The organism is Clostridia bacterium, assembly GCA_012840125.1.
Taxonomy (GTDB): Bacteria; Bacillota; DULZ01; order DULZ01; family DULZ01; genus DULZ01.
In genome coordinates, this window is the sequence record DULZ01000009.1 from 1 (window position 1) to 22,557 (window position 22,557).

The 22,557-nt window shown below is 51.4% G+C and carries 40 protein-coding genes; all 40 read left to right on the forward strand.

Features of this window, described 5'->3' with window-relative positions; genetic code table 11:
• On the forward strand, positions 1-127 hold a 127-nt coding region (gene tuf / locus GXX34_00880; GenBank protein ID HHW06079.1), incomplete at its 5' end, for an elongation factor Tu.
• Between the two features lie 189 nt (positions 128-316).
• Entirely contained in the window at positions 317-625 is a 309-nt protein-coding gene (gene rpsJ, locus GXX34_00885; protein ID HHW06080.1) for a 30S ribosomal protein S10, read from the forward strand.
• A 24-nt stretch (positions 626-649) separates the two neighbouring features.
• Complete coding sequence (rplC, locus tag GXX34_00890; protein HHW06081.1) at positions 650-1,279, forward strand: 50S ribosomal protein L3; 630 nt, start codon at positions 650-652, stop codon at positions 1,277-1,279.
• Between the two features lie 24 nt (positions 1,280-1,303).
• On the forward strand, positions 1,304-1,927 hold the full coding sequence (gene rplD, locus GXX34_00895) for a 50S ribosomal protein L4 (GenBank protein ID HHW06082.1): 624 nt from the start codon (positions 1,304-1,306) through the stop codon (positions 1,925-1,927).
• Entirely contained in the window at positions 1,927-2,214 is a 288-nt protein-coding gene (rplW, locus tag GXX34_00900) for a 50S ribosomal protein L23 (protein ID HHW06083.1), read from the forward strand. The genes rplD and rplW overlap by 1 nt, the downstream gene beginning before the upstream one ends.
• Before the next feature lie 26 nt (positions 2,215-2,240).
• Positions 2,241-3,065 (forward strand): 50S ribosomal protein L2, encoded by an 825-nt coding sequence (rplB, locus tag GXX34_00905; protein HHW06084.1) that lies wholly within the window; start codon positions 2,241-2,243, stop codon positions 3,063-3,065.
• 18 nt (positions 3,066-3,083) lie between these two features.
• On the forward strand, positions 3,084-3,368 hold the full coding sequence (gene rpsS, locus GXX34_00910) for a 30S ribosomal protein S19 (GenBank protein HHW06085.1): 285 nt from the start codon (positions 3,084-3,086) through the stop codon (positions 3,366-3,368).
• Positions 3,369-3,403: 35 nt separating this feature from the next.
• The gene (gene rplV, locus GXX34_00915; protein HHW06086.1) at positions 3,404-3,742 is read left to right on the forward strand and encodes a 50S ribosomal protein L22; all 339 of its coding nucleotides are present in this window, start codon (positions 3,404-3,406) and stop codon (positions 3,740-3,742) included.
• A 3-nt stretch (positions 3,743-3,745) separates the two neighbouring features.
• Complete coding sequence (gene rpsC, locus GXX34_00920) at positions 3,746-4,405, forward strand: 30S ribosomal protein S3 (protein HHW06087.1); 660 nt, start codon at positions 3,746-3,748, stop codon at positions 4,403-4,405.
• Positions 4,406-4,407: 2 nt separating this feature from the next.
• On the forward strand, positions 4,408-4,845 hold the full coding sequence (gene rplP / locus GXX34_00925; protein ID HHW06088.1) for a 50S ribosomal protein L16: 438 nt from the start codon (positions 4,408-4,410) through the stop codon (positions 4,843-4,845).
• Entirely contained in the window at positions 4,835-5,041 is a 207-nt protein-coding gene (rpmC, locus tag GXX34_00930) for a 50S ribosomal protein L29 (GenBank protein ID HHW06089.1), read from the forward strand. The genes rplP and rpmC overlap by 11 nt, the downstream gene beginning before the upstream one ends.
• Positions 5,042-5,053: 12 nt before the next feature.
• The gene (rpsQ, locus tag GXX34_00935) at positions 5,054-5,317 is read left to right on the forward strand and encodes a 30S ribosomal protein S17 (protein ID HHW06090.1); all 264 of its coding nucleotides are present in this window, start codon (positions 5,054-5,056) and stop codon (positions 5,315-5,317) included.
• A gap of 41 nt (positions 5,318-5,358) precedes the next feature.
• Complete coding sequence (gene rplN, locus GXX34_00940; GenBank protein HHW06091.1) at positions 5,359-5,727, forward strand: 50S ribosomal protein L14; 369 nt, start codon at positions 5,359-5,361, stop codon at positions 5,725-5,727.
• An 18-nt stretch (positions 5,728-5,745) separates the two neighbouring features.
• On the forward strand, positions 5,746-6,084 hold the full coding sequence (locus GXX34_00945) for a 50S ribosomal protein L24 (protein ID HHW06092.1): 339 nt from the start codon (positions 5,746-5,748) through the stop codon (positions 6,082-6,084).
• 23 nt (positions 6,085-6,107) lie between these two features.
• Positions 6,108-6,650 carry a 50S ribosomal protein L5 gene (gene rplE, locus GXX34_00950; GenBank protein ID HHW06093.1) on the forward strand — a complete coding sequence of 181 codons (543 nt, stop codon included), beginning with the start codon at positions 6,108-6,110 and terminating at the stop codon, positions 6,648-6,650.
• Between the two features lie 40 nt (positions 6,651-6,690).
• Complete coding sequence (locus GXX34_00955; GenBank protein ID HHW06094.1) at positions 6,691-6,876, forward strand: type Z 30S ribosomal protein S14; 186 nt, start codon at positions 6,691-6,693, stop codon at positions 6,874-6,876.
• 24 nt (positions 6,877-6,900) lie between these two features.
• Complete coding sequence (gene rpsH / locus GXX34_00960) at positions 6,901-7,299, forward strand: 30S ribosomal protein S8 (GenBank protein HHW06095.1); 399 nt, start codon at positions 6,901-6,903, stop codon at positions 7,297-7,299.
• Between the two features lie 38 nt (positions 7,300-7,337).
• On the forward strand, positions 7,338-7,880 hold the full coding sequence (gene rplF / locus GXX34_00965; GenBank protein ID HHW06096.1) for a 50S ribosomal protein L6: 543 nt from the start codon (positions 7,338-7,340) through the stop codon (positions 7,878-7,880).
• 35 nt (positions 7,881-7,915) lie between these two features.
• Positions 7,916-8,284 carry a 50S ribosomal protein L18 gene (gene rplR, locus GXX34_00970; GenBank protein HHW06097.1) on the forward strand — a complete coding sequence of 123 codons (369 nt, stop codon included), beginning with the start codon at positions 7,916-7,918 and terminating at the stop codon, positions 8,282-8,284.
• 19 nt (positions 8,285-8,303) lie between these two features.
• Entirely contained in the window at positions 8,304-8,801 is a 498-nt protein-coding gene (gene rpsE, locus GXX34_00975) for a 30S ribosomal protein S5 (GenBank protein ID HHW06098.1), read from the forward strand.
• An 11-nt stretch (positions 8,802-8,812) separates the two neighbouring features.
• Complete coding sequence (rpmD, locus tag GXX34_00980; GenBank protein ID HHW06099.1) at positions 8,813-9,001, forward strand: 50S ribosomal protein L30; 189 nt, start codon at positions 8,813-8,815, stop codon at positions 8,999-9,001.
• Between the two features lie 13 nt (positions 9,002-9,014).
• The gene (gene rplO, locus GXX34_00985) at positions 9,015-9,455 is read left to right on the forward strand and encodes a 50S ribosomal protein L15 (protein HHW06100.1); all 441 of its coding nucleotides are present in this window, start codon (positions 9,015-9,017) and stop codon (positions 9,453-9,455) included.
• Position 9,456: 1 nt separating this feature from the next.
• A complete protein-coding gene (gene secY / locus GXX34_00990) occupies positions 9,457-10,710 on the forward strand; it encodes a preprotein translocase subunit SecY (protein HHW06101.1) in 1,254 nt (417 codons plus the stop codon).
• Between the two features lie 58 nt (positions 10,711-10,768).
• Positions 10,769-11,422, forward strand: a complete 654-nt coding sequence (locus tag GXX34_00995) for an adenylate kinase (GenBank protein ID HHW06102.1) — start codon at positions 10,769-10,771, stop codon at positions 11,420-11,422.
• Positions 11,419-12,165 carry a type I methionyl aminopeptidase gene (gene map, locus GXX34_01000; GenBank protein HHW06103.1) on the forward strand — a complete coding sequence of 249 codons (747 nt, stop codon included), beginning with the start codon at positions 11,419-11,421 and terminating at the stop codon, positions 12,163-12,165. The genes GXX34_00995 and map overlap by 4 nt, the downstream gene beginning before the upstream one ends.
• A gap of 16 nt (positions 12,166-12,181) precedes the next feature.
• Positions 12,182-12,484: an RNA-binding protein gene (locus GXX34_01005; protein HHW06104.1), complete on the forward strand. Its 303-nt coding sequence runs from the start codon at positions 12,182-12,184 to the stop codon at positions 12,482-12,484.
• A gap of 21 nt (positions 12,485-12,505) precedes the next feature.
• Positions 12,506-12,724, forward strand: coding sequence for a translation initiation factor IF-1 (gene infA, locus GXX34_01010; GenBank protein ID HHW06105.1), 219 nt, complete (start codon positions 12,506-12,508; stop codon positions 12,722-12,724).
• Between the two features lie 39 nt (positions 12,725-12,763).
• Positions 12,764-12,877 (forward strand): 50S ribosomal protein L36, encoded by a 114-nt coding sequence (rpmJ, locus tag GXX34_01015; GenBank protein ID HHW06106.1) that lies wholly within the window; start codon positions 12,764-12,766, stop codon positions 12,875-12,877.
• A 173-nt stretch (positions 12,878-13,050) separates the two neighbouring features.
• Complete coding sequence (gene rpsM, locus GXX34_01020; protein ID HHW06107.1) at positions 13,051-13,422, forward strand: 30S ribosomal protein S13; 372 nt, start codon at positions 13,051-13,053, stop codon at positions 13,420-13,422.
• An 18-nt stretch (positions 13,423-13,440) separates the two neighbouring features.
• Positions 13,441-13,830 (forward strand): 30S ribosomal protein S11, encoded by a 390-nt coding sequence (gene rpsK / locus GXX34_01025; GenBank protein ID HHW06108.1) that lies wholly within the window; start codon positions 13,441-13,443, stop codon positions 13,828-13,830.
• Between the two features lie 15 nt (positions 13,831-13,845).
• Complete coding sequence (rpsD, locus tag GXX34_01030; GenBank protein ID HHW06109.1) at positions 13,846-14,472, forward strand: 30S ribosomal protein S4; 627 nt, start codon at positions 13,846-13,848, stop codon at positions 14,470-14,472.
• Positions 14,473-14,511: 39 nt separating this feature from the next.
• Positions 14,512-15,459, forward strand: coding sequence for a DNA-directed RNA polymerase subunit alpha (locus GXX34_01035; GenBank protein HHW06110.1), 948 nt, complete (start codon positions 14,512-14,514; stop codon positions 15,457-15,459).
• 15 nt (positions 15,460-15,474) lie between these two features.
• A complete protein-coding gene (gene rplQ / locus GXX34_01040) occupies positions 15,475-15,813 on the forward strand; it encodes a 50S ribosomal protein L17 (protein HHW06111.1) in 339 nt (112 codons plus the stop codon).
• Between the two features lie 87 nt (positions 15,814-15,900).
• Positions 15,901-16,725, forward strand: coding sequence for an energy-coupling factor transporter ATPase (locus GXX34_01045; GenBank protein HHW06112.1), 825 nt, complete (start codon positions 15,901-15,903; stop codon positions 16,723-16,725).
• Complete coding sequence (locus tag GXX34_01050; protein HHW06113.1) at positions 16,716-17,579, forward strand: energy-coupling factor transporter ATPase; 864 nt, start codon at positions 16,716-16,718, stop codon at positions 17,577-17,579. Before GXX34_01045 ends, GXX34_01050 begins: the two co-directional genes overlap by 10 nt.
• Positions 17,572-18,369, forward strand: coding sequence for an energy-coupling factor transporter transmembrane protein EcfT (locus tag GXX34_01055; protein HHW06114.1), 798 nt, complete (start codon positions 17,572-17,574; stop codon positions 18,367-18,369). Before GXX34_01050 ends, GXX34_01055 begins: the two co-directional genes overlap by 8 nt.
• 15 nt (positions 18,370-18,384) lie before the next feature.
• Positions 18,385-19,134, forward strand: coding sequence for a tRNA pseudouridine(38-40) synthase TruA (truA, locus tag GXX34_01060; protein ID HHW06115.1), 750 nt, complete (start codon positions 18,385-18,387; stop codon positions 19,132-19,134).
• 28 nt (positions 19,135-19,162) lie between these two features.
• Complete coding sequence (locus GXX34_01065) at positions 19,163-20,473, forward strand: putative manganese-dependent inorganic diphosphatase (protein HHW06116.1); 1,311 nt, start codon at positions 19,163-19,165, stop codon at positions 20,471-20,473.
• Positions 20,474-20,510: 37 nt separating this feature from the next.
• On the forward strand, positions 20,511-21,374 hold the full coding sequence (gene dat, locus GXX34_01070; GenBank protein ID HHW06117.1) for a D-amino-acid transaminase: 864 nt from the start codon (positions 20,511-20,513) through the stop codon (positions 21,372-21,374).
• Between the two features lie 168 nt (positions 21,375-21,542).
• The gene (locus tag GXX34_01075) at positions 21,543-22,532 is read left to right on the forward strand and encodes a TAXI family TRAP transporter solute-binding subunit (protein ID HHW06118.1); all 990 of its coding nucleotides are present in this window, start codon (positions 21,543-21,545) and stop codon (positions 22,530-22,532) included.
• The last annotated feature ends 25 nt before the right edge of the window (positions 22,533-22,557 follow it).

Consider the following 22,557-nt stretch of genomic DNA (forward strand, 5'->3'; position numbering starts at 1 on the left):
CGGCGATAACGTGAAGATGTACATTGAGCTGATTACACCTATCGCCATGGAAGAAGGACTGCGCTTTGCTATTCGTGAAGGCGGTCGTACCGTCGGTGCCGGTGTTGTAAGTGCAATCCACGAATAGAAACTTTGGGCCAGCGGCCGCTGATGCAAGTAGTGCGGTCGCTGGCACCTGGATTCCATTCGTAAGATTCAAATTGTCTGAAGCAATCAGGCGATGACGTGAGAGGTTGCCCGGTATCACGCCGGTACCGGGGGAATTTTCACCGAGAATGTCCGCTTTAAATCGGGCGCAGAGGAGGAAAATAGAAGTATGGCTAAGCAGAAAATCCGTATTAGATTGAAAGCCTTTGATCACAGACTGCTGGATCAGTCCGCGCAGAAAATCGTTGAGACTGCCAAAAGAACAGGGGCTGATGTATCGGGGCCAGTTCCTTTACCCACCGAGAAAAACATCTTCACCATTTTACGTTCACCCCACGTTAACAAAGACTCCCGGGAACAATTTGAGATGCGCACCCACAAGCGCCTGATCGACATTTTGGACCCAACCCCCAAAACGGTGGATGCTTTGATGCGTTTGGATTTACCTGCAGGGGTGGACATCGAGATCAAACTGTAGTAAAGCATTATGGAGGTGCCAAGGATGAAAGGAATACTGGGCAAAAAACTGGGCATGACCCAGGTCTTTAACGATGAAGGCATGGTCATCCCGGTGACCGTCATCGAAGCCGGTCCCTGTGTGGTAGTACAGAAAAAGACTGTGGAAAATGACGGTTATACTGCCGTTCAATTAGGTTTTGAAGCCAGGTCTGAAAGAAGAGTGAATAAGCCCTTGAAAGGGCATTTTGCCAAAGCGGGTGTGAAGCCTTTCCATTACCTCAGGGAATTCAAAGTGGAAAATGCCGATGATTACCAAGTAGGGCAGGAAATAAAGGTTGACGTCTTTGCCGCCGGGGACAAGGTGGATGTGAAAGGTATTTCCAAAGGTAAAGGCTTTGCCGGCGGTGTTAAGCGTCATGGCTTTGGCCGCGGTCCTATGGCCCATGGTTCCAAATATCACCGGCGTCCCGGTTCCTTGGGTGCGAAAGGTCCGGCCCGGGTATTTAAAGGACGGAAATTACCCGGTCACATGGGTCACCGGACAGTGACGGTGCAAAACCTGGAAGTGGTGAAAACCATTCCGGAACGGAATCTATTACTGGTGAAGGGTGCCGTGCCCGGACCTCGCAAGGGCCTTTTGGTGATCACCCAATCCAAGAAGGCCAAAGCCTAGGTGCGATGGAAAGGAGGAAGGAACATGCCGAAGGTAGCTGTTTATAATATGCAAGGTGAAGTGGTAGGAGAAATGGAGTTGAATGACCGGGTTTTCGGATGCCAGGTCAATGAAGCGGTGCTCCACAGCGCGGTGGTGATGCAGCTGGCCAGCCGGAGGCTGGGAACGGCTTCCACCAAAACCCGGGCCGAAGTAGCCGGCGGCGGCCGGAAACCTTGGCGGCAAAAAGGCACGGGCCGGGCCAGAGTCGGCAGCATTCGTTCACCCCTGTGGCGTAAAGGTGGTATCGTTTTCGGACCGAGGCCCCGGAAATACGGCTACAGCTTGCCGAAGAAAGTACGCCGCCTGGCACTGCGTTCAGCCCTCTCCGCTAAAGTACAGGAAGGAAACCTGGTGGTAGTGGAGGATTTAAGTTTGCCGGAAATTAAAACTAAGGAAATGGTGAAGGTCTTAAAAGCCCTGAAGGCGGAACCGAAAGCCTTAGTAGTCACGGCAGGCTATGACGAGAAAGTGGAAAAGTCTGCCCGCAACATTCCCGGCGTCTTACCCTTGGAAGCAAAGGGTTTAAATGTTTACGACATCTTGTATCATGACAAGTTAGTGATGACCAAAGAGGCTGTGGCTCAAGTCGAGGAGGTGCTGGCGTAGTGCGGAGACCTCAGGATATCATTATTCGCCCGGTGATTTCGGAGAAATCCATGGGCTTGATGGAAGACAATAAATACACTTTTATTGTTGACCCGAAGGCCAATAAGATCGAAATCAAGCACGCCATTCAAGAGCTCTTCAACGTCAAGGTGGAGAAAGTTTACACCATGATGGTGCGAGGCAAGAAAAGGCGTCAAGGCCGTTTTGAAGGAAAAACCCCGGATCGGAAGAAGGCAATCGTTAAACTGAGACCAGGAGATAAGATCGAGATTTTCGAAGGGCTGTAAACCGGTCGTCTAGAGGAGGGAATAGCATGGCGATTAAAAAATTCAAACCAACCTCGCCGGGCCTCAGGCAGATGTCCGTTAACACCTTTGAGGAGATTACGACCGATCAACCTTATAAGCCATTAACGGCGCCCCTTAAAAAGAAGGCAGGTCGTAACAGTCAAGGGACCATCACTGTCAGGCACCAGGGCGGGGGACATAAGAGAAAGTATCGCATCATTGATTTCAAGAGGGATAAAGACAACATCCCGGCTAAAGTAGCCACCATTGAATACGATCCGAACCGTTCGGCTTACATCGCGCTGTTGAATTACGCTGACGGTGAAAAGAGATATATTATTGCACCCCATGGGATTAAGGTCGGCGACGTGCTGTATTCAGGTCCCGAAGCTGATATCGTTACGGGTAATGCCCTTCCTTTGAGAAACATTCCCGTGGGTACCGTCATCCATAACATTGAACTAAAGCCCGGGAAAGGCGGCCAGCTGGTTCGTTCCGCAGGCAGCTCAGCGCAGCTGATGGCCAAGGAAGGCGATTACGCCCATGTGCGGTTGGGCTCCGGTGAAGTGCGCTTGATCCACCTTAACTGCCGGGCCACTGTCGGTCAAGTGAGCAATATTGAACATGAGAACATTACCATCGGGAAAGCAGGGCGTTCCCGCTGGATGAACAAGCGGCCTTCAGTCCGCGGTGTCGTGATGAACCCGGTGGATCACCCCCACGGCGGTGGTGAAGGTAAGACCGGTGCCGGTCGTAACCCGGTTACACCATGGGGCCATCCGGCATTGGGCAGGAAGACCAGGAAGAAGAACAAGGCATCAGATCGCCTGATCGTGAAACGCAGGAAATAGGAAAGGAGGTCACACTCTGTGGGAAGATCCTTAAAGAAAGGGCCATACTGTGATCCCAAGCTGTTGGCGAAAATTCAAAAGATGAATGAAACCGGTGAAAAGAGAGTCATTAAGACCTGGTCGAGACGTTCCACCATTTTCCCGGAAATGGTTGGGCATACGCTGGCAGTGCACGATGGCAAGAAGCACGTACCCATCTACATCACCGAGGATATGGTGGGGCACAAGCTGGGAGAATTCGCTCCTACCAGGGTTTTCAAAGGACACGGAGATCATACGGAACGGTCAACGGCCTTGAAATAATTTGTTGATGACGGCTTTTAGGAAGGAGGGTCTATATGGAGGCCAAGGCAGTAGCAAAGTATATTAGGATCTCCCCGAATAAGGTGCGGCAGGTCGTCGATCTTATTCGCGGCAAGGATGTGGCTGAGGCACTGGCCATTTTGCGATTTGTGCCCAAAAGAGCGGCGACCCCGGTGGCGAAGTGTTTGAAATCAGCCATTGCGAACGCTGAGCATAATTACAACATGGATGTTGACAATCTCTATGTGGCGAAAATTTGTGTGGATCAAGGACCCACTTTGAAGAGATACAAACCTCGGGCTTTTGGAAGGGCTGACATGATTAGAAGACGGACCAGCCATATTACCGTGGTGGTTAAGGAAAAGGAGGTTTAGTTAGTGGGGCAAAAGGTTCATCCTAAAGGATTGCGGATCGGGATCATTAAGGATTGGGACGCCAGGTGGTTTGCAGATAAGGATTACACCGAACTCTTGCATGAAGATATTAAAATCCGCCGTTATTTGAAGCAAACCCTGTACAGCGCCGGCATCCCGAAAATTGAAATAGAGCGGGCGGCCAACAGCATGCGGATTTACCTGCATACAGCGAAGCCCGGTATCGTGATCGGTCGCGGCGGCAGCGAAGTGGAGAAGCTGCGTCACCAGCTGGAACACATGACCGGCAAACGGGTCAGCATCAATATCGTTGAAGTTAAGAAACCTGAGCTGGAAGCTCAATTAGTGGCGGAGAACGTAGCCGCCCAGTTGGAAAAACGGGTATCCTTCAGGCGTGCCATGAAGCAAGCCGTGAGCCGCACCATGCGCATGGGAGCGGAGGGGATCAGGATTGCTATCTCCGGCCGCCTGGGAGGAGCGGAAATTGCTAGAACGGAATGGTACAGCGAAGGCAAAGTGCCTCTTCATACCTTAAGGGCTGATATTGACTACGGGTTTGCCGAAGCCATGACTACTTACGGTAAACTGGGGGTCAAAGTCTGGATCTACAAGGGAGAAGTCCTTCCAGAGGCTAAAGAGGCGGTACAGGAAGGGGGCAAATAAACATGTTGATGCCAAAAAGGGTTAAATGGCGTAGACCTCATAAACCGAGAAACTTAAGCGGTCGTGCGCAAAAAGGGAATGAGATCGCCTATGGTGAATACGGATTGCAAGCATTGGAACCCGGTTGGATTACCAGTCGGCAAATTGAAGCGGCTCGTATTGCCATGACCCGTTATATTCGCCGCGGCGGTAAAGTTTGGATTAAGATTTTCCCCGATCGCCCCATTACTTATAAACCGGCGGAAACCCGGATGGGTAGCGGAAAAGGTACGCCGGAGTACTGGGTAGCAGCGATTAAACCTGGTAGAGTATTATTTGAGCTGGCGGGTGTTTCGGAAGAGATAGCCCGGGAGGCTATGCGGCTTGCAGCCCATAAGCTGCCGGTCAAAACGAAATTCATCACGCGAGCAGAATTGGGTGGTGAAGCCAATGAAAGCTAAAGAAGTGAGAGACTTGACCACAAAAGAACTGCAAAAAAAGGTGGAGGATCTCAAGCAGGAACTGTTCAACCTGCGGTTTCAGTTGGCTACCGGGCAATTAGATAATCCCATGCGGATTAGGGACGTGCGCCGGAATATTGCCCGCGTCAAGACAGTTCTCCGCGAGCGGGAATTAAAAGAGACAAAGGTGAAATAAGGAGGGATTTCCTTGACCGAGAGAGGTAGACGTAAAGTCCGGATCGGGCGCGTTGTCAGTGATAAGATGGACAAAACCATCGTAGTTGCCGTAGAAACTTTGAAAAGGCATCCTCTCTATGGCAAAAGAGTGAAGACCAGTAAGAAGTTCAAAGTCCATGACGAGAACAACGAATGCCGCGTGGGAGACCTGGTCAAAATCATGGAAACTCGTCCGCTGAGCAAAGAAAAAAGATGGCGCTTGGTGGAGATTGTTGAGAAAGCACAACAGATTTAATCATAGAGGCAGGCAATTACCGAGAAAAGGGGGGTAGTCCTGTGATTCAACAAGAAAGCAGGCTCAAAGTCGGTGACAACAGTGGGGCGAAAGAGATTCTGTGCATCCGCGTTTTAGGCGGTACCGGGAAAAAGTATGCCACCGTCGGCGATGTGATTATCGCTTCCGTTAAAGAAGCAACACCAGGAGGCGTTGTTAAAAAAGGTGACGTGGTAAAGGCCGTGGTGGTGCGGGTTAACCGGCCCATCAAGAGACCTGACGGTTCCTATATCAAGTTTGACGAGAATGCGGCGGTGATTATTAACGATCAGGGAAACCCGCGGGGCACCCGTATTTTTGGCCCTGTAGCCCGGGAACTGCGGGAAAAGGATTTCATGAAAATCATTTCCCTGGCGCCGGAAGTGCTGTAATCGGCATGATACTCATGGATGGAGGTGAAGATCTTGGCCTCGAAAGTTCACGTTAAGAAAGGTGACACAGTAGTCGTTATTACCGGGAAAGACGCAGGGCACAAAGGGAAAGTGCTGGCGGTATTTCCCAAAAACCAAAGGGTAGTTGTAGAGAAAGCCAATATTGTGAAGCGGCATACCAGGCCTACCAGGACCATGCCTCAAGGCGGTATTATTGAGAAAGAAGCGCCGATTCACAGCTCCAATGTGATGTTGGTTTGTCCTAAGTGCGACAAAGCCACCAGGATTGGGAAAAAAGTCTTGGCCGACGGGAGTAAGGTCAGGACATGCAAGAAGTGCGGTGAAGTAATCGATTAGCTGCAGGAAAGGGGGTTTGCCAAATGGGCTCACTGAAGGAGAAGTATCTGAATGAAGTCGTTCCTGCCATGCAGGAAAAGTTCGGCTATAAAAACATGATGGCCATTCCCAAACTGTCGAAAGTGGTCATCAACATGGGGGTGGGCGAAGCCACCCAGAATCCTAAAGCACTGGACGGAGCGGTCGAAGACTTAATGGCTATATCCGGGCAAAAACCGGTTATCACCAGGGCGAAGAAATCCATTGCCGCCTTTAAGCTGCGGGAAGGAATGCCGATCGGGGTGAAAGTTACCCTGCGGGGAGAACGGATGTATGCCTTTGTCAATAAACTGTTGAGTGCAGTCCTGCCCAGGGTGCGTGACTTTAGAGGAGTTAATCCCCACGGCTTTGACGGGAGAGGCAATTATACGCTGGGCTTAAGAGAACAAATCATTTTCCCGGAAATCGATTATGACAAGGTAGATAAAGTGCGGGGCATGAACATTTCCTTTATCACCACCGCCAAGACCGACGAAGAAGCCTATGAATTGTTGAAGTTGTTGGGTATGTCCTTCAGGGAAAGGTAATTCACTGGAAGCCAGACTACACTAAGGAGGGAAAACAAAGTTGGCGAAAAAATCCATGATCGCCAGGCAGAAGCGCCCGGTTAAGTTCAAAGTAAGATACCATAACCGTTGCAAGCTTTGCGGACGCCCGCATGCCTATATGAGGAAATTCGGCATGTGCCGGATTTGTTTCAGAGAACTGGCTTACAAGGGTGAGATTCCAGGCGTAACCAAGAGCAGCTGGTAACAATAGGGGAAGGAGGTTTTGTCCATGACCATGACCGATCCGATTGCGGATTTCTTGACCAGGATCCGCAATGCAAATTTGGTATACAAGGAAACCGTTGAAGTGCCGTCTTCAAAGATGAAACTGGCCATGACCCAAATCATGAAGGATGAGGGTTTCATCAAGGATTTTGAGCACATTGAAGACGGCAAACAGGGCATCATCAGGATTTACCTGAAATACGGTCCCAACCGGGAAAAGGTAATCACCGGTTTGAAAAGGATTTCCAAACCGGGCCTCAGGGTTTATGCGAAGAAAGATGCAGTGCCCAAAGTATTGAATGGTTTAGGTATTGCCGTGCTTTCCACCTCAAAGGGATTGATGACCGATAAGCAGGCTCGTCGGGAAGGTATAGGCGGAGAAGTGATCTGTTACATCTGGTAAGAGGAAGGATATCCCAGTTACTGCAGGAGGTGTGATACATGTCCAGAATTGGTCGAGCACCGATCACCATACCCTCCGGGGTTGAGGTAAACCTGGACGGTAATAGGATCCGGGTCAAAGGACCGAAAGGACAGCTTGAGAGAACCTTGCACCCGGATATGCAGGTGGCCATCGAAGGTAATCAGATCGTCGTTACCAGGCCCTCCGAAGAGAAAAAACACAAGGCGCTTCATGGTTTGACCAGAACCCTTGTTAACAATATGGTTGAAGGTGTCACCAAAGGTTTCAGCAAAAACTTGGAACTGGTCGGTGTGGGTTACCGGGCAGCCAAGCAGGGCAATAAGCTGGTCCTGACCGTCGGTTATTCCCAGCCCGTGGAAATCGTCCCCGAAGCGGGTATCGAAATCGAAGTACCGGCTCAGAACAAAATCGTGGTAAAAGGTATCGATAAAGAACGGGTAGGGGCCCTGGCGGCATACATCAGAGGCATTAGGCCCCCGGAACCCTATAAAGGCAAGGGCATTAAATACGAGAATGAAGTCATCCGCCGTAAGGTCGGTAAGACAGGTGCTAAGAAATAGGTAACGCCTAGCGCTGGTAGAGGGGAGTGATATGATTGTTTAAGCTGGTAGATAAGAACGCCGTCCGCAAGAAGAAGCATTACCGGATCAGGAAAAAGATCTCCGGGACACCCCAGCGTCCCAGGCTTTGCGTGTACCGGAGCAACAAGCATATTTATGCCCAGATTATTGACGATGTAAACGGCACCACTTTAGTGGCTGCTTCCACCTTGGAAGCCCCCCTGCGGGATGAGTTAACCAGCAAGTGCAATAAAGAAGCGGCAAAAAGAGTTGGTCAACTCATTGGGGAGAAAGCTTTGGCGAAAGGCATCAAATCTGTTGTGTTTGATCGAAGCGGGTATATCTATCACGGCCGGGTAGCCGCTCTGGCGGATGGAGCCAGGGAAGCCGGTTTGGACTTCTAGGAAAAGGAGGGAAGGTTTAGTGCAGATCGATCCAAAAGATATGGAATTGGTCGAAAAGGTTGTATCCATCAACCGGGTTGCCAAAGTAGTGAAAGGTGGCCGGAGATTCAGTTTCAGCGCTCTGGTCGTTGTGGGCGATAAGAACGGTCATGTAGGAGCAGGTTTAGGGAAGGCGGCGGAAGTACCGGAAGCCATCCGGAAAGGCATAGAAAACGCTAAGAAAAACTTGATTAAAGTACCCATCGTCGGAACCACCATTCCCCATCAGGTGATTGGTCAGTTCGGTGCCGGCAGCGTCTTGTTAAAACCTGCCGCCCCCGGTACAGGCGTGATCGCCGGTGGTCCGGTGCGGGCGGTCCTTGAACTGGCCGGGGTAAAAGATATCCTGACCAAGTCCCTGGGTTCTTCCAACGCTAACAATATGGTATATGCCACATTGGAAGGATTGCAATCACTGAAGACAGTCGAGCAGGTGGCTAGACTCCGGGGCAAATCAGTCGAGGAACTGTTGGGCTAGGAGGGATCTAAGTGGCCAAGAAATTGAAAATAACTCTGGTACGCAGTCTCATTGGCAGGTCTGAGCGCCAGCGGCGTACTGCCTATTCCCTGGGCCTCAGCAAGCTCAATGGGAGCGTTATCCAAAACGATACCCCCGATATTCGCGGTAAGATCAAAAAACTAGAGCATCTGTTGGCCGTTGAGGAAATAGAGGCTTAAGGAGGTGTTGACGTTGAAGCTCCACGAATTAAAGCCAGCAAAGGGTTCTCGCTTTAAAGCTCACCGGGTAGGCCGCGGCATTGGCTCAGGTTCCGGCAAAACCTCCGGCAGAGGGCACAAAGGACAAAAAGCTCGTTCCGGCGGCGGAGTGCGCCCTGGCTTTGAGGGCGGTCAAATGCCTCTTTACCGCAGATTGCCGAAAAGAGGCTTTACCAATGTCTTTAAGAAAGAGATCGTTGCCGTAAACGTGGAAACCCTGAATCGTTTCGAAGCAGGCACTGAGGTCACCCCGGCTCTCTTGGTGGAAAGCGGTGTGATCAAGAGTGTGAAAGACGGGGTTAAGATCTTAGGCAACGGCAGTTTGGAAAAGGCACTTACCGTCAAAGCACACAGCTTCAGCCAGTCGGCCCGGGAGAAAATCGAGGCGGCCGGCGGAAGAGCAGAGGTGATTTAAGGTGCTGCAAACACTGTCCAGTGCCATGAAGCTGCCGGACCTAAGGAAGAGAATAGGCTTTACGCTGCTCATGTTTCTCATCTTCAGGTTAGGAGCTCACGTCCCGGTACCCTTTATCAACCGTGAGATCCTGGCTCAGATGATGCAGCACAATATCTTCGGCTTTTTCGACATCATTTCCGGGGGAGCTTTTAAGACTTTTACCGTCTTTGCCATGGGGATTATGCCTTACATTAACGCCTCCATTATCATGCAGCTGTTGACGGTGGTCATTCCCCAATTGGAGCGCCTGGCGAAAGAGGGAGAAGAAGGGCGGAAGAAAATCGTCCAGTATACCCGTTACGGCACTGTGGTTTTAGGTACGATTCAGGCCATCGGCATGACCTTCTATCTCCGTACGGCCCTGGTGAATCCATCCTTCTTAACTTACACAGTCATCGTTATTACCCTGACTGCAGGTACCGCTTTCCTGATGTGGTTAGGTGAACTGATCACGGAAAAAGGTATCGGCAACGGTATTTCCCTGATCATTTTCGCCGGGATAGTGTCTCGTTTGCCCATGGGCACATACAATGTCATCCAGGAAGTCCTGGCCGGTGAAGTGAGCATTTTCGGTGTCATCGCCTTCTGCATCATCGCCGTGCTGGTCATCGCCGGCGTGGTGGCTATCCAGGAAGGACAAAGACGTATTCCCGTCCAGTACGCCAAGCGGGTAGTTGGCCGGCGGGTTTACGGCGGGCAAAGCACTCACATTCCCTTGAAAGTGAACCAGGCAGGGGTTATTCCGGTTATTTTCGCCATGTCAATTCTCATGTTTCCGTCGACCATCGCCAGCTGGTTCCCGGAAAACGGCGTGGCTCAATTTGTGCTGCGGCATTTTAATTTCAACGCACCACTATATATGATCTTTTATGCGTTGCTGATCGTCTTCTTTACCTATTTCTATACGGCAGTTACTTTTAACCCGGCGGATGTGGCCGAAAACATCAAAAAGTACGGCGGCTTCATACCGGGTATTCGCCCGGGCAAGCCTACGGCCGAGTATATTGAAAGAGTACTAAGCCGGATCACTTTAGCTGGGGCCGTGTTCCTGGCAGCAATTGCATTGCTCCCCAACATTATCATGTCGCTGACCGGACTCAATATCTATTTTGGCGGCACAAGTCTGTTGATTGTGGTAGGTGTAGCATTGGATACCATGAAGCAGATGGAATCCCACTTGCTGATGCGGCACTATCAGGGCTTTATGAAGTAGCAGAGGTACGGCTGAACTTTACCGGTAACTGTAAAATAATTTAAGGAGGTAATTAATAATGAGATTGTTGATTATGGGACCTCCCGGTGCTGGGAAAGGAACGCAAGCCGAAACTTTGGTGGCAAAACTGGCTATTCCGCATATCTCGACGGGTGACATGTTCCGGAAAGCCATCAGCGAGGGCACGGAACTAGGTAAAAAAGCCAAGGAGTATATGGATGCGGGTCAATTAGTACCTGATGAAGTAACCATCGGAATAGTCAAGGAGAGATTGTCACAGCCGGATTGTGCCGAAGGATTCCTGTTGGATGGGTTCCCCAGAACGGTGCCGCAGGCAGAGGCGTTAGAGCAGTTGTTAAAAGAACTCGGCATGTCCCTGGATGCCGTGTTGAATATCTCCGTGCCGGATGAGAAACTGGTGGCTCGCTTAACGGGACGGCGCATTTGCCGCCAGTGCGGTGCGAGTTTCCATGTGGTCTTCAATCCCCCGAAACAAGAGAACGTGTGTGATCACTGCCAGGGAGAGTTGTACCAGCGCAGCGACGATAATGAGGAAACAGTCACCAACCGGTTGAAGGTGTACCACCAGAACACCGCTCCATTGATTGATTTTTACCGGGAGCGGGGACTGCTGAAAGACATTGACGGGGATCGTCCCATTCCCGAAGTGCTGGTTGCCATCGGAAAGGCCTTAGGAAGAGATTGGGCATGATTGTGCTCAAATCCGAGAAGGAATTGGGCTATATGCGCGAGGCTGGCCGCGTAGTAGCCATTGTGCTGAAGGCGATGGAGGAAGCAGTAGAACCGGGCATTACCACCAAGGAACTGGATGCCATTGCCGAAAGAATCATCCGCGAACATGGCGGCACTCCCTCTTTTAAAGGTTATAACGGTTTTCCCGCCAGTATTTGTACATCAGTCAACGAACAAGTGGTGCATGGCATTCCGGGTTTAAGGAAGCTGGTAGCGGGAGATATTATTAGTATTGATGTGGGCGTGGATATAAATGGATATCATGGCGACGCGGCCATCACGCTGCCGGTGGGAGAAGTAGATGCGAAAGTGATGCAGCTTTTGCAGGTTACCCGGGAATCCCTGATGGCTGCCATTGAAAAGGCAGTGGTCGGTAATCGTTTAAGCGATATCTCCCATGCGGTTGAAAGCTATGTGAAGAAGTTTGGGTTTTCCGTCGTGAAGGACTATGTTGGACACGGTATCGGCGCCAGGTTGCATGAGGAGCCCCAAGTACCTAATTTCGGTCCTCCGGGGCGGGGGCCCCGCCTGAAGGCAGGGATGACCCTGGCCATTGAACCCATGGTCAATATGGGTACCGATCAGGTCAAGGTGCTGCAAGACGACTGGACCGTGGTGACGCGAGACGGTATGCCCTCGGCTCATTTCGAGCACACCGTCGCCGTTACACCGGATGGCCCTGAGATTTTAACAAAGTTGTAGCCCGGGGGGTGTTTGGGTGACGTTAGAGCCTGAATTAGAACCCGGACAGCTGGTGATTTCCGTTGCCGGCCGGGATAGGGGTCGAGCCTATTTGGTGGCCGGGTATGACAACGCCAAGTACGGCACTTTCGTGTATGTGGTTGACGGCAAATATCGTCCTGTCCAACGTCCGAAACGTAAAAATATTAAACACTTGAAAGCAACTCAACTGAAAGCGGAGGAAATAGGCAGTCGCTTGGAGACCGGAAACCCTGTTTCTAATGTGGAGATACGTAAAAAGCTGGCGGATTTGCTTGCCATTTACCGGGAAGACTCTTAAGCCTAAAAGGGGGTTAGATGAGTGGCGAAGGAAGACTTAATCGAATTTCAAGGTAGGGTAATTGAGCCTTTACCAAATGCCATGTTTAGGGTAGAATTAGAAAATGGTCATAAAGTGCTCGCCCATGTTTCCGGAAAGATTCGCATGAATTTCATTCGTATCTTGCCGGGGGACCGGGTGACGGTGGAATTATCCCCTTATGATCTTTCCCGCGGGCGGATAGTATACAGGTACAAGTAACATTGGTGGCAGGCTACTCATGGTAAAGGAGTGTTAACAATGAAGGTAAAGCCATCAGTAAAGCCAATCTGTGAAAAGTGCAAGATTATCAAGAGAAAAGGCAGAGTTATGGTCATCTGCGAAAATCCCAAGCACAAGCAAAGACAAGGTTAATTAGCACCAGTGGACTTGTCCTAAAGGTGCGGCTGCCCCGGAAGTGGGACTTTTAGGACAAACCCCGGAATTCTCAGGAGCGACTTTTAGCCGGTCGCACACCCCTTCTTGAGTGATTCCTCCACTGCTGGTTTGATTGTAGATTTAAGTCTGTTATTTGGAGGTGCAACTTAATGGCAAGGATTGCCGGAGTAGACTTACCCCGGGATAAGCGAGTGGAAATAGCCTTGACTTACATTTACGGCATCGGCCGTTCCAGATCCAAGGAAATCTTAGCCAAGGCCAATGTCAATCCGGATACGCGGGTGCGGGACCTCACTGAAGATGAAGTGAGCAGGCTGAGAGAAATCATCGATAAAGAATACACCGTCGAAGGCGATTTGAGAAGAGAAGTCTCTCTCAACATCAAGCGGTTAATGGAAATCGGTTGCTACCGGGGCATTAGGCACCGGAGAGGCTTACCCGTCAGGGGTCAGCGGACCAAGACCAACGCTCGTACCCGGAAAGGCCCCAGGAGAACTGTGGGCGTCAAGCGGAAGAAGTAAGGAAAGGGGGAACATTGGATGGCGAAAAGGCCTACGCGTACAAGACGGCGTGACCGGAAAAACGTTGAATACGGCGTAGCTCACGTCAAGTCGACTTTTAACAATACAATTGTGACCATTACTGATAAAGCCGGTAACACCATTTCCTGGGCCAGTGCCGGTACCATCGGTTTTAAAGGATCGAGAAAGAGTACTCCTTACGCTGCCCAAATGGCCGCCGAGGCTGCCGCCAAGGCCGCTATGGAGCACGGCATGAAGGAAGTAGAATGTTATGTGAAAGGCCCCGGGGCCGGCCGGGAAGCAGCGATTCGTTCCCTGCAGGCGGCAGGTTTAGAGGTCAGCATGATCAAGGACGTAACTCCTATTCCCCACAACGGCTGCCGGCCGCCGAAACGCAGAAGAGTATAAGGAGGTGCACGGACTTTGGCAAGATATACTGGAGCAGTATGCCGCCTTTGCCGGCGCGAAGGTGTCAAATTATATCTGAAAGGGGACCGGTGCTACTCCGACAAGTGTTCTGTGGATCGGAAAGGATATGCACCGGGACAGCATGGACAGCAGCGAGCCAAACATTCTGAATACGGGCTGCAGCTCAGGGAAAAACAAAAGGCAAAACGTATTTACGGCGTGATGGAAAGACAGTTCCGCGGTTACTTTGTAAAAGCCGAACGGCAAAAAGGTATCACCGGGGAAAACCTGCTGCGACTGCTGGAAAGAAGATTGGACAACGTGGTTTACCGTCTAGGTTTAGCCAGTTCCCGGGTGGAAGCCAGGCAGCTGGTGCGCCATGGACATTTCACCGTGAACGGGCGCAGGGTCAATATTCCTTCTTACTTGGTGGAAATCGGCGACGTCATCAAAGTAGCGGAAAAGAGCATGAAGTCGCCCAAGTTTAAAGAACTGGCTGAAGCAGCCGTTCATAAAACCCCGCCTGCTTGGCTGGAACGCAATATGGAAGCCTTAGAAGGCAGGGTAGCGGCATTTCCTTCCCGTGAAGAAATCGATACAGGCATCCAGGAGCATCTCATCGTGGAATTGTACTCCAAGTAACCTCGGAAGGAAGGCGAAAGCTATCGAAGGAGGGTAAGAATGTTAGAGATTGAAAAACCTAAGATCGAGTGCGTTGAGCGCAGCGATGACAATCGTTATGGTAAGTTCGTGGTTGAGCCCTTGGAAAGGGGTTACGGCATCACACTAGGCAATTCCCTCCGGAGGATTCTGCTTTCTTCTCTGCCTGGTGCAGCAGTTACTTCCGTCAAAATCGACGGTGTACTGCACGAGTTTTCCACGATTCCCGGTGTGCTGGAAGATGTAACCGATATCATTCTCAATTTGAAGAGTCTTTCCGTTAAACTCCATTGCGATGAGCCGAAAACAGTGCGCATCGATGCTGCGGGAGAGGGAGTCATCACAGCGGGAGATATCATTCATGATGCCGATGTGGAGATTCTTAATCCTGATCTCAAAGTCGCGACGCTGGAAGCGGACGGCAAGTTAAGGGCGGAGATGGTCGTGGAGAAAGGCCGGGGCTATCGCCCGGCTGAAAAAAACAAGAAAGACGGGCATGTCATTGGGGTCATACCCATTGATTCCTTGTTTTCTCCCGTGCTGAAAGTCAACTATACCATTGAAGACACCCGGGTGGGCCACAGCATGGATTATGACCGCTTGACCCTGGAAGTTTGGACGGACGGCAGTATCGCCCCGGATGAGGCCATCAGCTCCTCGGCCAAGATCCTGAGCGATCATCTAAAACTCTTTATCGGGTTGACCGAAAAGATCAGCGATGAGGTCACGATGGTGGAGAAAGAAGAAGAGAAAAAGGACAAGGTCCTGGAAATGACCATCGAAGAACTGGATCTGTCCGTTCGCTCCTACAACTGCCTGAAGCGGGCGGGGATCAATACGGTGGAAGAACTAATCCAGCGTACGGAAGAAGATATGATGAAAGTAAGAAATCTAGGGAAGAAGTCCCTGGAGGAGGTAATTTCAAAACTTGCAGAATTGGGATTGTCTTTGCGCAAGCCCGATGAGTAAAGGAGGTAGAGGGACATGGCCACTCGCAAACTAGGCATGAAAACCGATCACCGCAAAGCCATGCTCAGAAACATGGTCACTTCCTTATTAAAAGAAGGCCGCATTGAAACTACGGAGCCAAGAGCCAAAGAGTTAAGGCGGGTAGCTGAAAAAATGATCACTCTGGGCAAAAAGGGTGACCTTCACGCCCGGCGTCAAGCTCTTGCTTATATACGGGAAGAAGATGTGGTTAGAAAACTGTTTGCAGAAATTGCTCCACGTTATGCCGACAGGCAGGGTGGTTATACCCGGATTATCAAAAAAGGCTATCGGCGTGGCGATGCTGCAGAAATGGTACTGATAGAGTTGGCATAGCCAGAGATAAAGCAGAGTCAGGAGGTGCGGCGGGGCAGGCCGATATTTCCTGGCTTGTTTTTTTAGGCACAGAAGGCAGGTGGGTCTATGATCGAGGTAATCGACTTGGAGCACAGCTATACCTCCAGAGATGGGGGAGAAGTACAAGCAGTGGCCGGGGTTAGTCTTACCGTGGCCAAAGGGGAATTTGTAGTAATCATTGGGCACAACGGTTCCGGTAAATCCACTTTGGCCAAGCATCTAAACGGCCTCCTATTGCCCACCAAAGGCCGCGTGCTCGTGGATGGGTTGGATACCCGGCAAGTGGAAAACATGTGGGAAATCCGGCGCCGGGTAGGCATGGTCTTTCAAAACCCGGATAACCAGTTGGTGGCCACATCCGTGGAAGAAGATGTGGCTTTCGGGCCGGAGAATCTGGGTATTCCTTCGGCGGAAATCCGCCAGCGGGTGGATGAAGCCCTGGAGCTGGTGCGGATGAGCGAATTCAAATTGAAGGAGCCTCATTTGCTGTCCGGAGGTCAAAAGCAGAGAGTGGCCATTGCCGGGGTGATTGCCATGCGGCCCGATTACCTGGTATTGGATGAGCCTACCGCGATGCTGGATCCCCAGGGCAGGCAGGAAGTTATGTCAACTGTGATGCGGTTGAATAAAGAAGAAGGCCTTGGCGTGATTCATATTACCCACTATATGGATGAAGCAGTTCATGCGGACCGGGTCATTGTCATGGAACACGGGAGAATTGAGCTGACCGGCACCCCGCGGGAAGTATTCGCCCATGTGGAAAAGCTCAAGCAACTGCGCATGGATGTGCCCCAGATGACAGAACTAGCAAGTCTGCTGCGTCAAGGAGGGATGGATATTCCTCCCGACGTACTGACGGTGGAAGAAATGGTGAAGTGCTTATGCGGATAGTGGTGGACGGGGTATCCCATGTGTATAAATCTGGTACCCCTTTTGAAACAAAGGCATTAGACAATATTAATTTAACGATCGAGCCGGGAGAGTTTATCGGGCTCATCGGTCATACCGGTTCAGGCAAATCCACCCTGGTGCAGCACCTCAACGGGCTGTTACTGCCTACGGAAGGGAACATCTGGGTAGGGGATTTGGACGTCCTCTCCAATAAGGCTAACCTCATCAAAATCAGGCAAAGGGTGGGGTTGGTTTTCCAGTACCCGGAACACCAGCTGTTTGAAGAAACGGTGTACGATGATGTGGCTTTCGGACCGAGAAACCTGCAGCTATCCCCGGAAGAAGTAGACCGCCGGGTGCGCAAGGCGTTAACAACCGTGGGTCTGGATTTTGCAGCGGTGAAAGACCGTTCTCCCTTTGCTTTAAGCGGGGGGCAGATGCGCCGGGTGGCCATTGCCGGGGTGTTGGCCATGGAACCACAGGTGTTGATCCTGGATGAGCCGACGGCCGGCTTGGACCCCAAGGGCCGGGATGAAATCTTGGAGCAAATTGCCGCCATGCATCGCTCCTTGGGGATCACCGTCATCCTGGTTTCCCACAACATGGAAGATGTGGCGCGCTATGCTCGCCGCGTCATCGTCATGCACAAGGGCAAAGTGATTATGGATGGACCGCCCAGGCAGGTCTTTTCCCGGGTGAAGGAATTACAGTCTTTAGGCTTGGGAGTACCTTTAGTGGGCATTCTCATGGAACGGCTCAACAGCATGGGTTACCGGGTGAGAACCGACGTGCTGACGGTGGAGGAGGCCAGCCAAGAAATCTTAAGTTGGTGGAGAGAGAGGAAACATGCTTAAGGATATCACCATTGGACAATATATACCGGGGGATTCTCCGGTGCACCACCTGGATCCCAGGACCAAGATCCTGAGTGCGGTCATCTTCATGGTGGCCCTGTTTTCCGTCAAGACCGCTTTGGGCTATATTTCCATGGGAGCATTCACCCTGCTGGCCATCCTCCTGTCCCAGATCCCGTTTCGCTATTTACTAAAAGGCTTGAAACCGGTCCTGATCATTATTGTCTTTACCGTCACCTTACACCTGTTTTTGACTCCGGGTACAGAGATCTTCCGGTGGGGGATTTTCAAGATTACCTGGGAAGGAGTGCGCCAGGGGGTTTTTATGGGATTAAGGCTCATCTTCCTGGTCTTTATTACCTCCCTGCTGACCCTGACCACTTCCCCGATCCGCCTGACCGACGGTCTTGAATATCTCTTGAGTCCCGGGCGCAAGGTTGGCATTCCCGCCCACGAACTGGCCATGATGATGAGCATAGCCCTGCGGTTCATCCCAACCCTATTGGAAGAAACGGAAAAAATCATGAAGGCCCAGTTGGCCCGGGGAGCGGATTTTGAAAGCGGCAACTTGTGGCGCCGGGCCAAGAACATGATTCCCTTGCTGGTACCCCTCTTCGTCAATGCCTTCAAGCGGGCCGATGACCTGGCCATGGCCATGGAAGCCAGGTGCTACCGCGGCGGTACCGGCCGTACCAGGTTAAAGGAACTGGTAATGGGCACCGGGGATTACGTGACCCTGGTCCTTATGGCCTTGTTTCTGGTTTTTGCCGTGTTGACCAGGTATGTTTAGTCCGGAAGTGATGGTATGAGGCGCAGAATTAAGATGTGCTTGGCTTATGACGGTACGGCTTATGCCGGCTGGCAGGTGCAAACCAAACAGCCCTGGGTGAAAACGGTGCAGGGCACAGTAGAACACGCTTTGCGCAAGATCACGAAAGAACACGATCTTACGGTGACCGGGGCGGGACGCACCGATGCCGGTGTCCATGCCCGGGGGCAGGTGATTCACTTCGATACGGAAAGCAGGATTCCCACGGACCGCTTTCCGCTAGCGGTAAACAGTGTCTTGCCGGCAGATATCCGGTGCCTGCAGGCCGAGGAAGTATCGCAGGACTTTCATGCCCAGTACGGCGCCAGGGCTAAGCATTATTCTTATACTATCGACCGGGGGTTGGTACCGGATGTTTTTTTGCGCAACTATGCTTATCATTTTCCCCATAATTTGGATTTAGGGGCCATGGCCGAGGCCGGAGCCCGGCTTTTGGGCACCCATGATTTTCGCAGTTTCTGTGCCAGCGGCAGTTCCGTGAAGAATTATGTACGTACCGTATTTGAGTTCAATATCCAAGAATCCGGTTCTCTTGTTTATGTAAACATAGTTGGCGATGGTTTCCTGTACAACATGGTGCGCATTATCGTGGGCACTTTGCTGGAGATCGGACAGGGTAAAATGGAACCATCAGCTATAGATGATATCATCAAAGCGCAGGACCGGGATTGTGCCGGTCCTACCGTGCCGGCGAAAGGGTTGTGTTTGGAGAAAGTCATGTATTAGAATGGCTGCAGGAGGGAAATGGGCTCCAATGAGTAAGGAGATTCTAGTGATCGGTCACCAACGACCCGATACGGATTCCATCGCCTCTGCCATTGGTTATGCTTGTTTGAAAAACGAACTGCACCAAGGGGGCTATAAGCCGGGACGGTGCGGGGGCCTCAACCGGGAAACGGAATTTGTGCTTAAGTACTTTGACATTCCCGCTCCTGAATTGGTGGAAAGTGTACATACGCGAGCGCGGGACATGCTGGACGGGGGACTATTGTATATCCATCCCGATGCGACCGTGCGCCAGGCCGGCGTGTTTATGCGGCAGCATGGGGCCAAGACCCTGGCCGTAGTGGGAGAAAACGGGGTGCTGCTTGGGTTGTTCACTATGGGTGACCTGGCGCAGTTTTTTTTGGACTCCTGGGACAGCGGCAGTGCAGCACTGGAGGTACCGCTCCATAGAGTAATGAAGCGGGATCATTTAGTGGTCTTCTATGAGGACGATTTGCTGGCCGACGTTCGCCGGACCATGCTGGAAACCAGGTACCGGAATTACCCGGTGGTGGATGAACAATTCCGGCTGCTGGGCCTTATTGCCAGGTATCACTTGCTCTCCACCAGGGGCCGCAAGGTCATTTTAGTGGACCACAATGAACAGAGCCAAGCGGTACCGGGTATTGAAGAAGCGGAGATTTGCGAAATTATTGACCATCACCGCCTGGCCGATATCGAAACAGGGGAACCCATCGTGGTGCGCAACGAGCCCGTCGGGAGCACCGCCACCATTGTTGCTAAGATATTTAAAGAGCAAGAGGTTACACCGCCTGCTGATATTGCCGGGCTGCTGTGTGCCGCTATCCTGTCCGATACCCTCATTTTCAAGTCTCCCACGGCCACCCTGCAGGACCGGAAACAAGCGGAATGGCTGGCGAGCATTGCCGGAATTGATGTTATGGCCTTTGGCCGTGAAATGTTTAAAGCCGCATCCTTCATGGCCGGCAGGACAGCGAGGGAAATTATCCTGGAGGACTTCAAGAGCTTTGTCCTCAACGGGTGCAAGGTCGGCATCGGTCAGATCGAGATCCTGGATCCCGATTCCCTGCCGGTGAGCCGGGAAGAACTGCAAGAGGAGTTGGACAGGATCAGGCAGGAACGGGATTATGATTTGAGCATTCTCATTGTCACTGATTTATTGCGGGATGGGTCCGAGCTTCACTTTGCAGGGTCCATCAACAGGGGGGTGGAAATGGCTTTTAATATTCCTCCCGGCGAAAGAAGCATCTTTCTTCCCGGTGTCATGTCCCGCAAAAAACAAGTGGTGCCGCCGTTACAACGCTGGCTGCAGAAGTGAATGGGTATCTATTCTATAAAAAGGAGTTGGCTGCACGATGGGTGAACTGGCTTTTGTTAACGGCAATTTTGTCCCCCTCGATCAGGCCTACGTTCATGTAGAGGATCGCGGGTACCAGTTCGGTGACGGAGTCTATGAGGTTGTTTATGCTTTTAATGGGGTTCCTTTCGGTTTGCAGGAACATGTCGACCGTTTTTTCAGCAGCATGAAACTGATCAGGATTGAGCCACTTTATACCAAGGAAGAAGTGACCCGACTGGTGCATGAAGCAGTGGGAAAGTCCGGTTTCGCTCATGCCCAGGTCTATTTCCATATTACACGGGGTGTCAGCAAGAGAAGCCATCCTTTCCCGGTTCCCCCTACCCCGCCCGGTTTTGTCATCACGGTGCGGGAAGCCGCCCCTTTACCGGAGGAAAAAAAGGAACACGGGGTAGCTGTCTATTTGACGGAGGATCTCCGGTGGGCCCGCTGCAATATCAAGAGTCTCAACCTGCTGCCCAACGTCTTGGCGAAGCAGGCTGCTTTGGATCACGGCGCCTTTGAAGCAGTTTTGTATAAAGAAGGGTACGTCACAGAGGGATCCGTATCCAACGCTTTTATTGTCTCCCAGGGGCAAGTCCGCACCGCACCGGCGGATCATAGAATACTGCCGGGTATTACCAGGCAGCAGGTGATTGACCTGTGCGGGCAGTTAGGCATAGCAGTGCGGGAAACGCCTTTTACACCAGAAGAATTAATGAACGCTGATGAAGCCTTCTTGACGGGCTCAGGGATTGAGGTGCTGCCGGTGGTCAAGGCAAATGACACCCTTATCAACGGGGGTAAGGTTGGTCCCGTGACCAGACAACTACAGCAAGCCTTTAAAGAATTAATAATTAAGCAATGCGGTAAATATTCATAAAGCAATTAGTTTACATTGACGAACATTATTGGATATGCTACCATTTAGGAGTGACATTTAATTGCAATCGATCCTGAGCTAAACCGGTAAAGGAAAGGAGGGGCTTGGCGCAGGTAACAAATGCATAAAATTTCATGGGAAATAATCCTAGGGGAGGGGTTAGCTAGTATGTTCCTGAGAAAGAAATTAGTAGCTGTTGTCCTGCTGTTGATGATGCTGGTGGCGGCCGCCGGGTGCGGCGGACAAGGGTCCTCCGACCAGCAAAGCCAAGGAGATACCAAAACTACCACTCAGTTCATTAACATTGCTACCGGCGGTACTTCAGGTACCTATTACCCGTTAGGCGGTGCCATGGCGGATATTTTTAACCGGAATATTGAGGGAGTAAATGCCAGTGCCCAGAGCACCGGGGCGTCCGTAGCCAACATTAACTTGCTGAAAGATAATGAAGCCCAAATTGCTTTCGTGCAGAATGACATCGCTTATTATGCCGCTAACGGCGTGGAAATGTTTGAAGGCAACCGGTTCGACGGTTTAAAGGGCGTGGCTACTCTGTATCCGGAAACGGTCCAGATCATCACGCTGGCAGACAGCAACATCAATTCCGTCGCGGATCTAAAAGGTAAAAGAGTAGCCGTTGGAGCCGCCGGCAGCGGTACGGAAGCTAATGCCCGGCAGATTTTAGGGGCGGCCGGTATTACTTACGATGACATTACCGTCCAGTACCTGTCCTTTGGTGAGGCCGCCAATAATTTGAAGGACGGCAACGTGGATGCGGCCTTTGTCACCGCCGGTTTTCCCACGGCAGCCGTGCAAGATATTGCCGCTTCCCGGGGTGTGAAACTGATTTCCCTGACCGATGATATCATCGCCGCTTTAATTGCCGAATACCCGTTCTATGTGGAAACCGTCATTCCCAGTGGCACCTACCCGAACCAGAGTGCAGACGTCAAAGCCGTGTCCGTCCTCGCCATGCTGGCCACCAATGCCGAATTGGATGAGGAACTGGTGTACAACATGTTAGATGCTCTCTACAGCTACACCGATCGGTTGGTGGCAGCTCACCCGGTAGGAGCACAAATCAAGAAAGAAACCGCTACTGAGGGAATGTCCATTGAGCTTCATCCAGGGGCCCAAAAGTTTTTTGAAGGTGAATAAACCTTGCTAAAAGACTTGCTCTTAC

Coding starts and splice junctions, on each gene's coding strand:
- GXX34_01050 (HHW06113.1), top strand. CDS start 16,716: ATGCGGATAGTGGTGGACGGGGTATCCCATGTGTATAAATCTGGTACC.
- rplC (HHW06081.1), top strand. CDS start 650: ATGAAAGGAATACTGGGCAAAAAACTGGGCATGACCCAGGTCTTTAAC.
- rplQ (HHW06111.1), top strand. CDS start 15,475: ATGGCCACTCGCAAACTAGGCATGAAAACCGATCACCGCAAAGCCATG.
- rplF (HHW06096.1), top strand. CDS start 7,338: ATGTCCAGAATTGGTCGAGCACCGATCACCATACCCTCCGGGGTTGAG.
- rpsH (HHW06095.1), top strand. CDS start 6,901: ATGACCATGACCGATCCGATTGCGGATTTCTTGACCAGGATCCGCAAT.
- rpsJ (HHW06080.1), top strand. CDS start 317: ATGGCTAAGCAGAAAATCCGTATTAGATTGAAAGCCTTTGATCACAGA.
- GXX34_01035 (HHW06110.1), top strand. CDS start 14,512: ATGTTAGAGATTGAAAAACCTAAGATCGAGTGCGTTGAGCGCAGCGAT.
- rpsM (HHW06107.1), top strand. CDS start 13,051: ATGGCAAGGATTGCCGGAGTAGACTTACCCCGGGATAAGCGAGTGGAA.
- truA (HHW06115.1), top strand. CDS start 18,385: ATGAGGCGCAGAATTAAGATGTGCTTGGCTTATGACGGTACGGCTTAT.
- map (HHW06103.1), top strand. CDS start 11,419: ATGATTGTGCTCAAATCCGAGAAGGAATTGGGCTATATGCGCGAGGCT.
- rpmJ (HHW06106.1), top strand. CDS start 12,764: ATGAAGGTAAAGCCATCAGTAAAGCCAATCTGTGAAAAGTGCAAGATT.
- GXX34_01065 (HHW06116.1), top strand. CDS start 19,163: ATGAGTAAGGAGATTCTAGTGATCGGTCACCAACGACCCGATACGGAT.
- rpmC (HHW06089.1), top strand. CDS start 4,835: ATGAAAGCTAAAGAAGTGAGAGACTTGACCACAAAAGAACTGCAAAAA.
- GXX34_01055 (HHW06114.1), top strand. CDS start 17,572: ATGCTTAAGGATATCACCATTGGACAATATATACCGGGGGATTCTCCG.
- rplP (HHW06088.1), top strand. CDS start 4,408: ATGTTGATGCCAAAAAGGGTTAAATGGCGTAGACCTCATAAACCGAGA.
- rpsK (HHW06108.1), top strand. CDS start 13,441: ATGGCGAAAAGGCCTACGCGTACAAGACGGCGTGACCGGAAAAACGTT.
- rplD (HHW06082.1), top strand. CDS start 1,304: ATGCCGAAGGTAGCTGTTTATAATATGCAAGGTGAAGTGGTAGGAGAA.
- GXX34_00995 (HHW06102.1), top strand. CDS start 10,769: ATGAGATTGTTGATTATGGGACCTCCCGGTGCTGGGAAAGGAACGCAA.
- GXX34_01045 (HHW06112.1), top strand. CDS start 15,901: ATGATCGAGGTAATCGACTTGGAGCACAGCTATACCTCCAGAGATGGG.
- rplV (HHW06086.1), top strand. CDS start 3,404: ATGGAGGCCAAGGCAGTAGCAAAGTATATTAGGATCTCCCCGAATAAG.
- rplB (HHW06084.1), top strand. CDS start 2,241: ATGGCGATTAAAAAATTCAAACCAACCTCGCCGGGCCTCAGGCAGATG.
- GXX34_00945 (HHW06092.1), top strand. CDS start 5,746: ATGGAGGTGAAGATCTTGGCCTCGAAAGTTCACGTTAAGAAAGGTGAC.
- rplE (HHW06093.1), top strand. CDS start 6,108: ATGGGCTCACTGAAGGAGAAGTATCTGAATGAAGTCGTTCCTGCCATG.
- GXX34_01075 (HHW06118.1), top strand. CDS start 21,543: ATGTTCCTGAGAAAGAAATTAGTAGCTGTTGTCCTGCTGTTGATGATG.
- dat (HHW06117.1), top strand. CDS start 20,511: ATGGGTGAACTGGCTTTTGTTAACGGCAATTTTGTCCCCCTCGATCAG.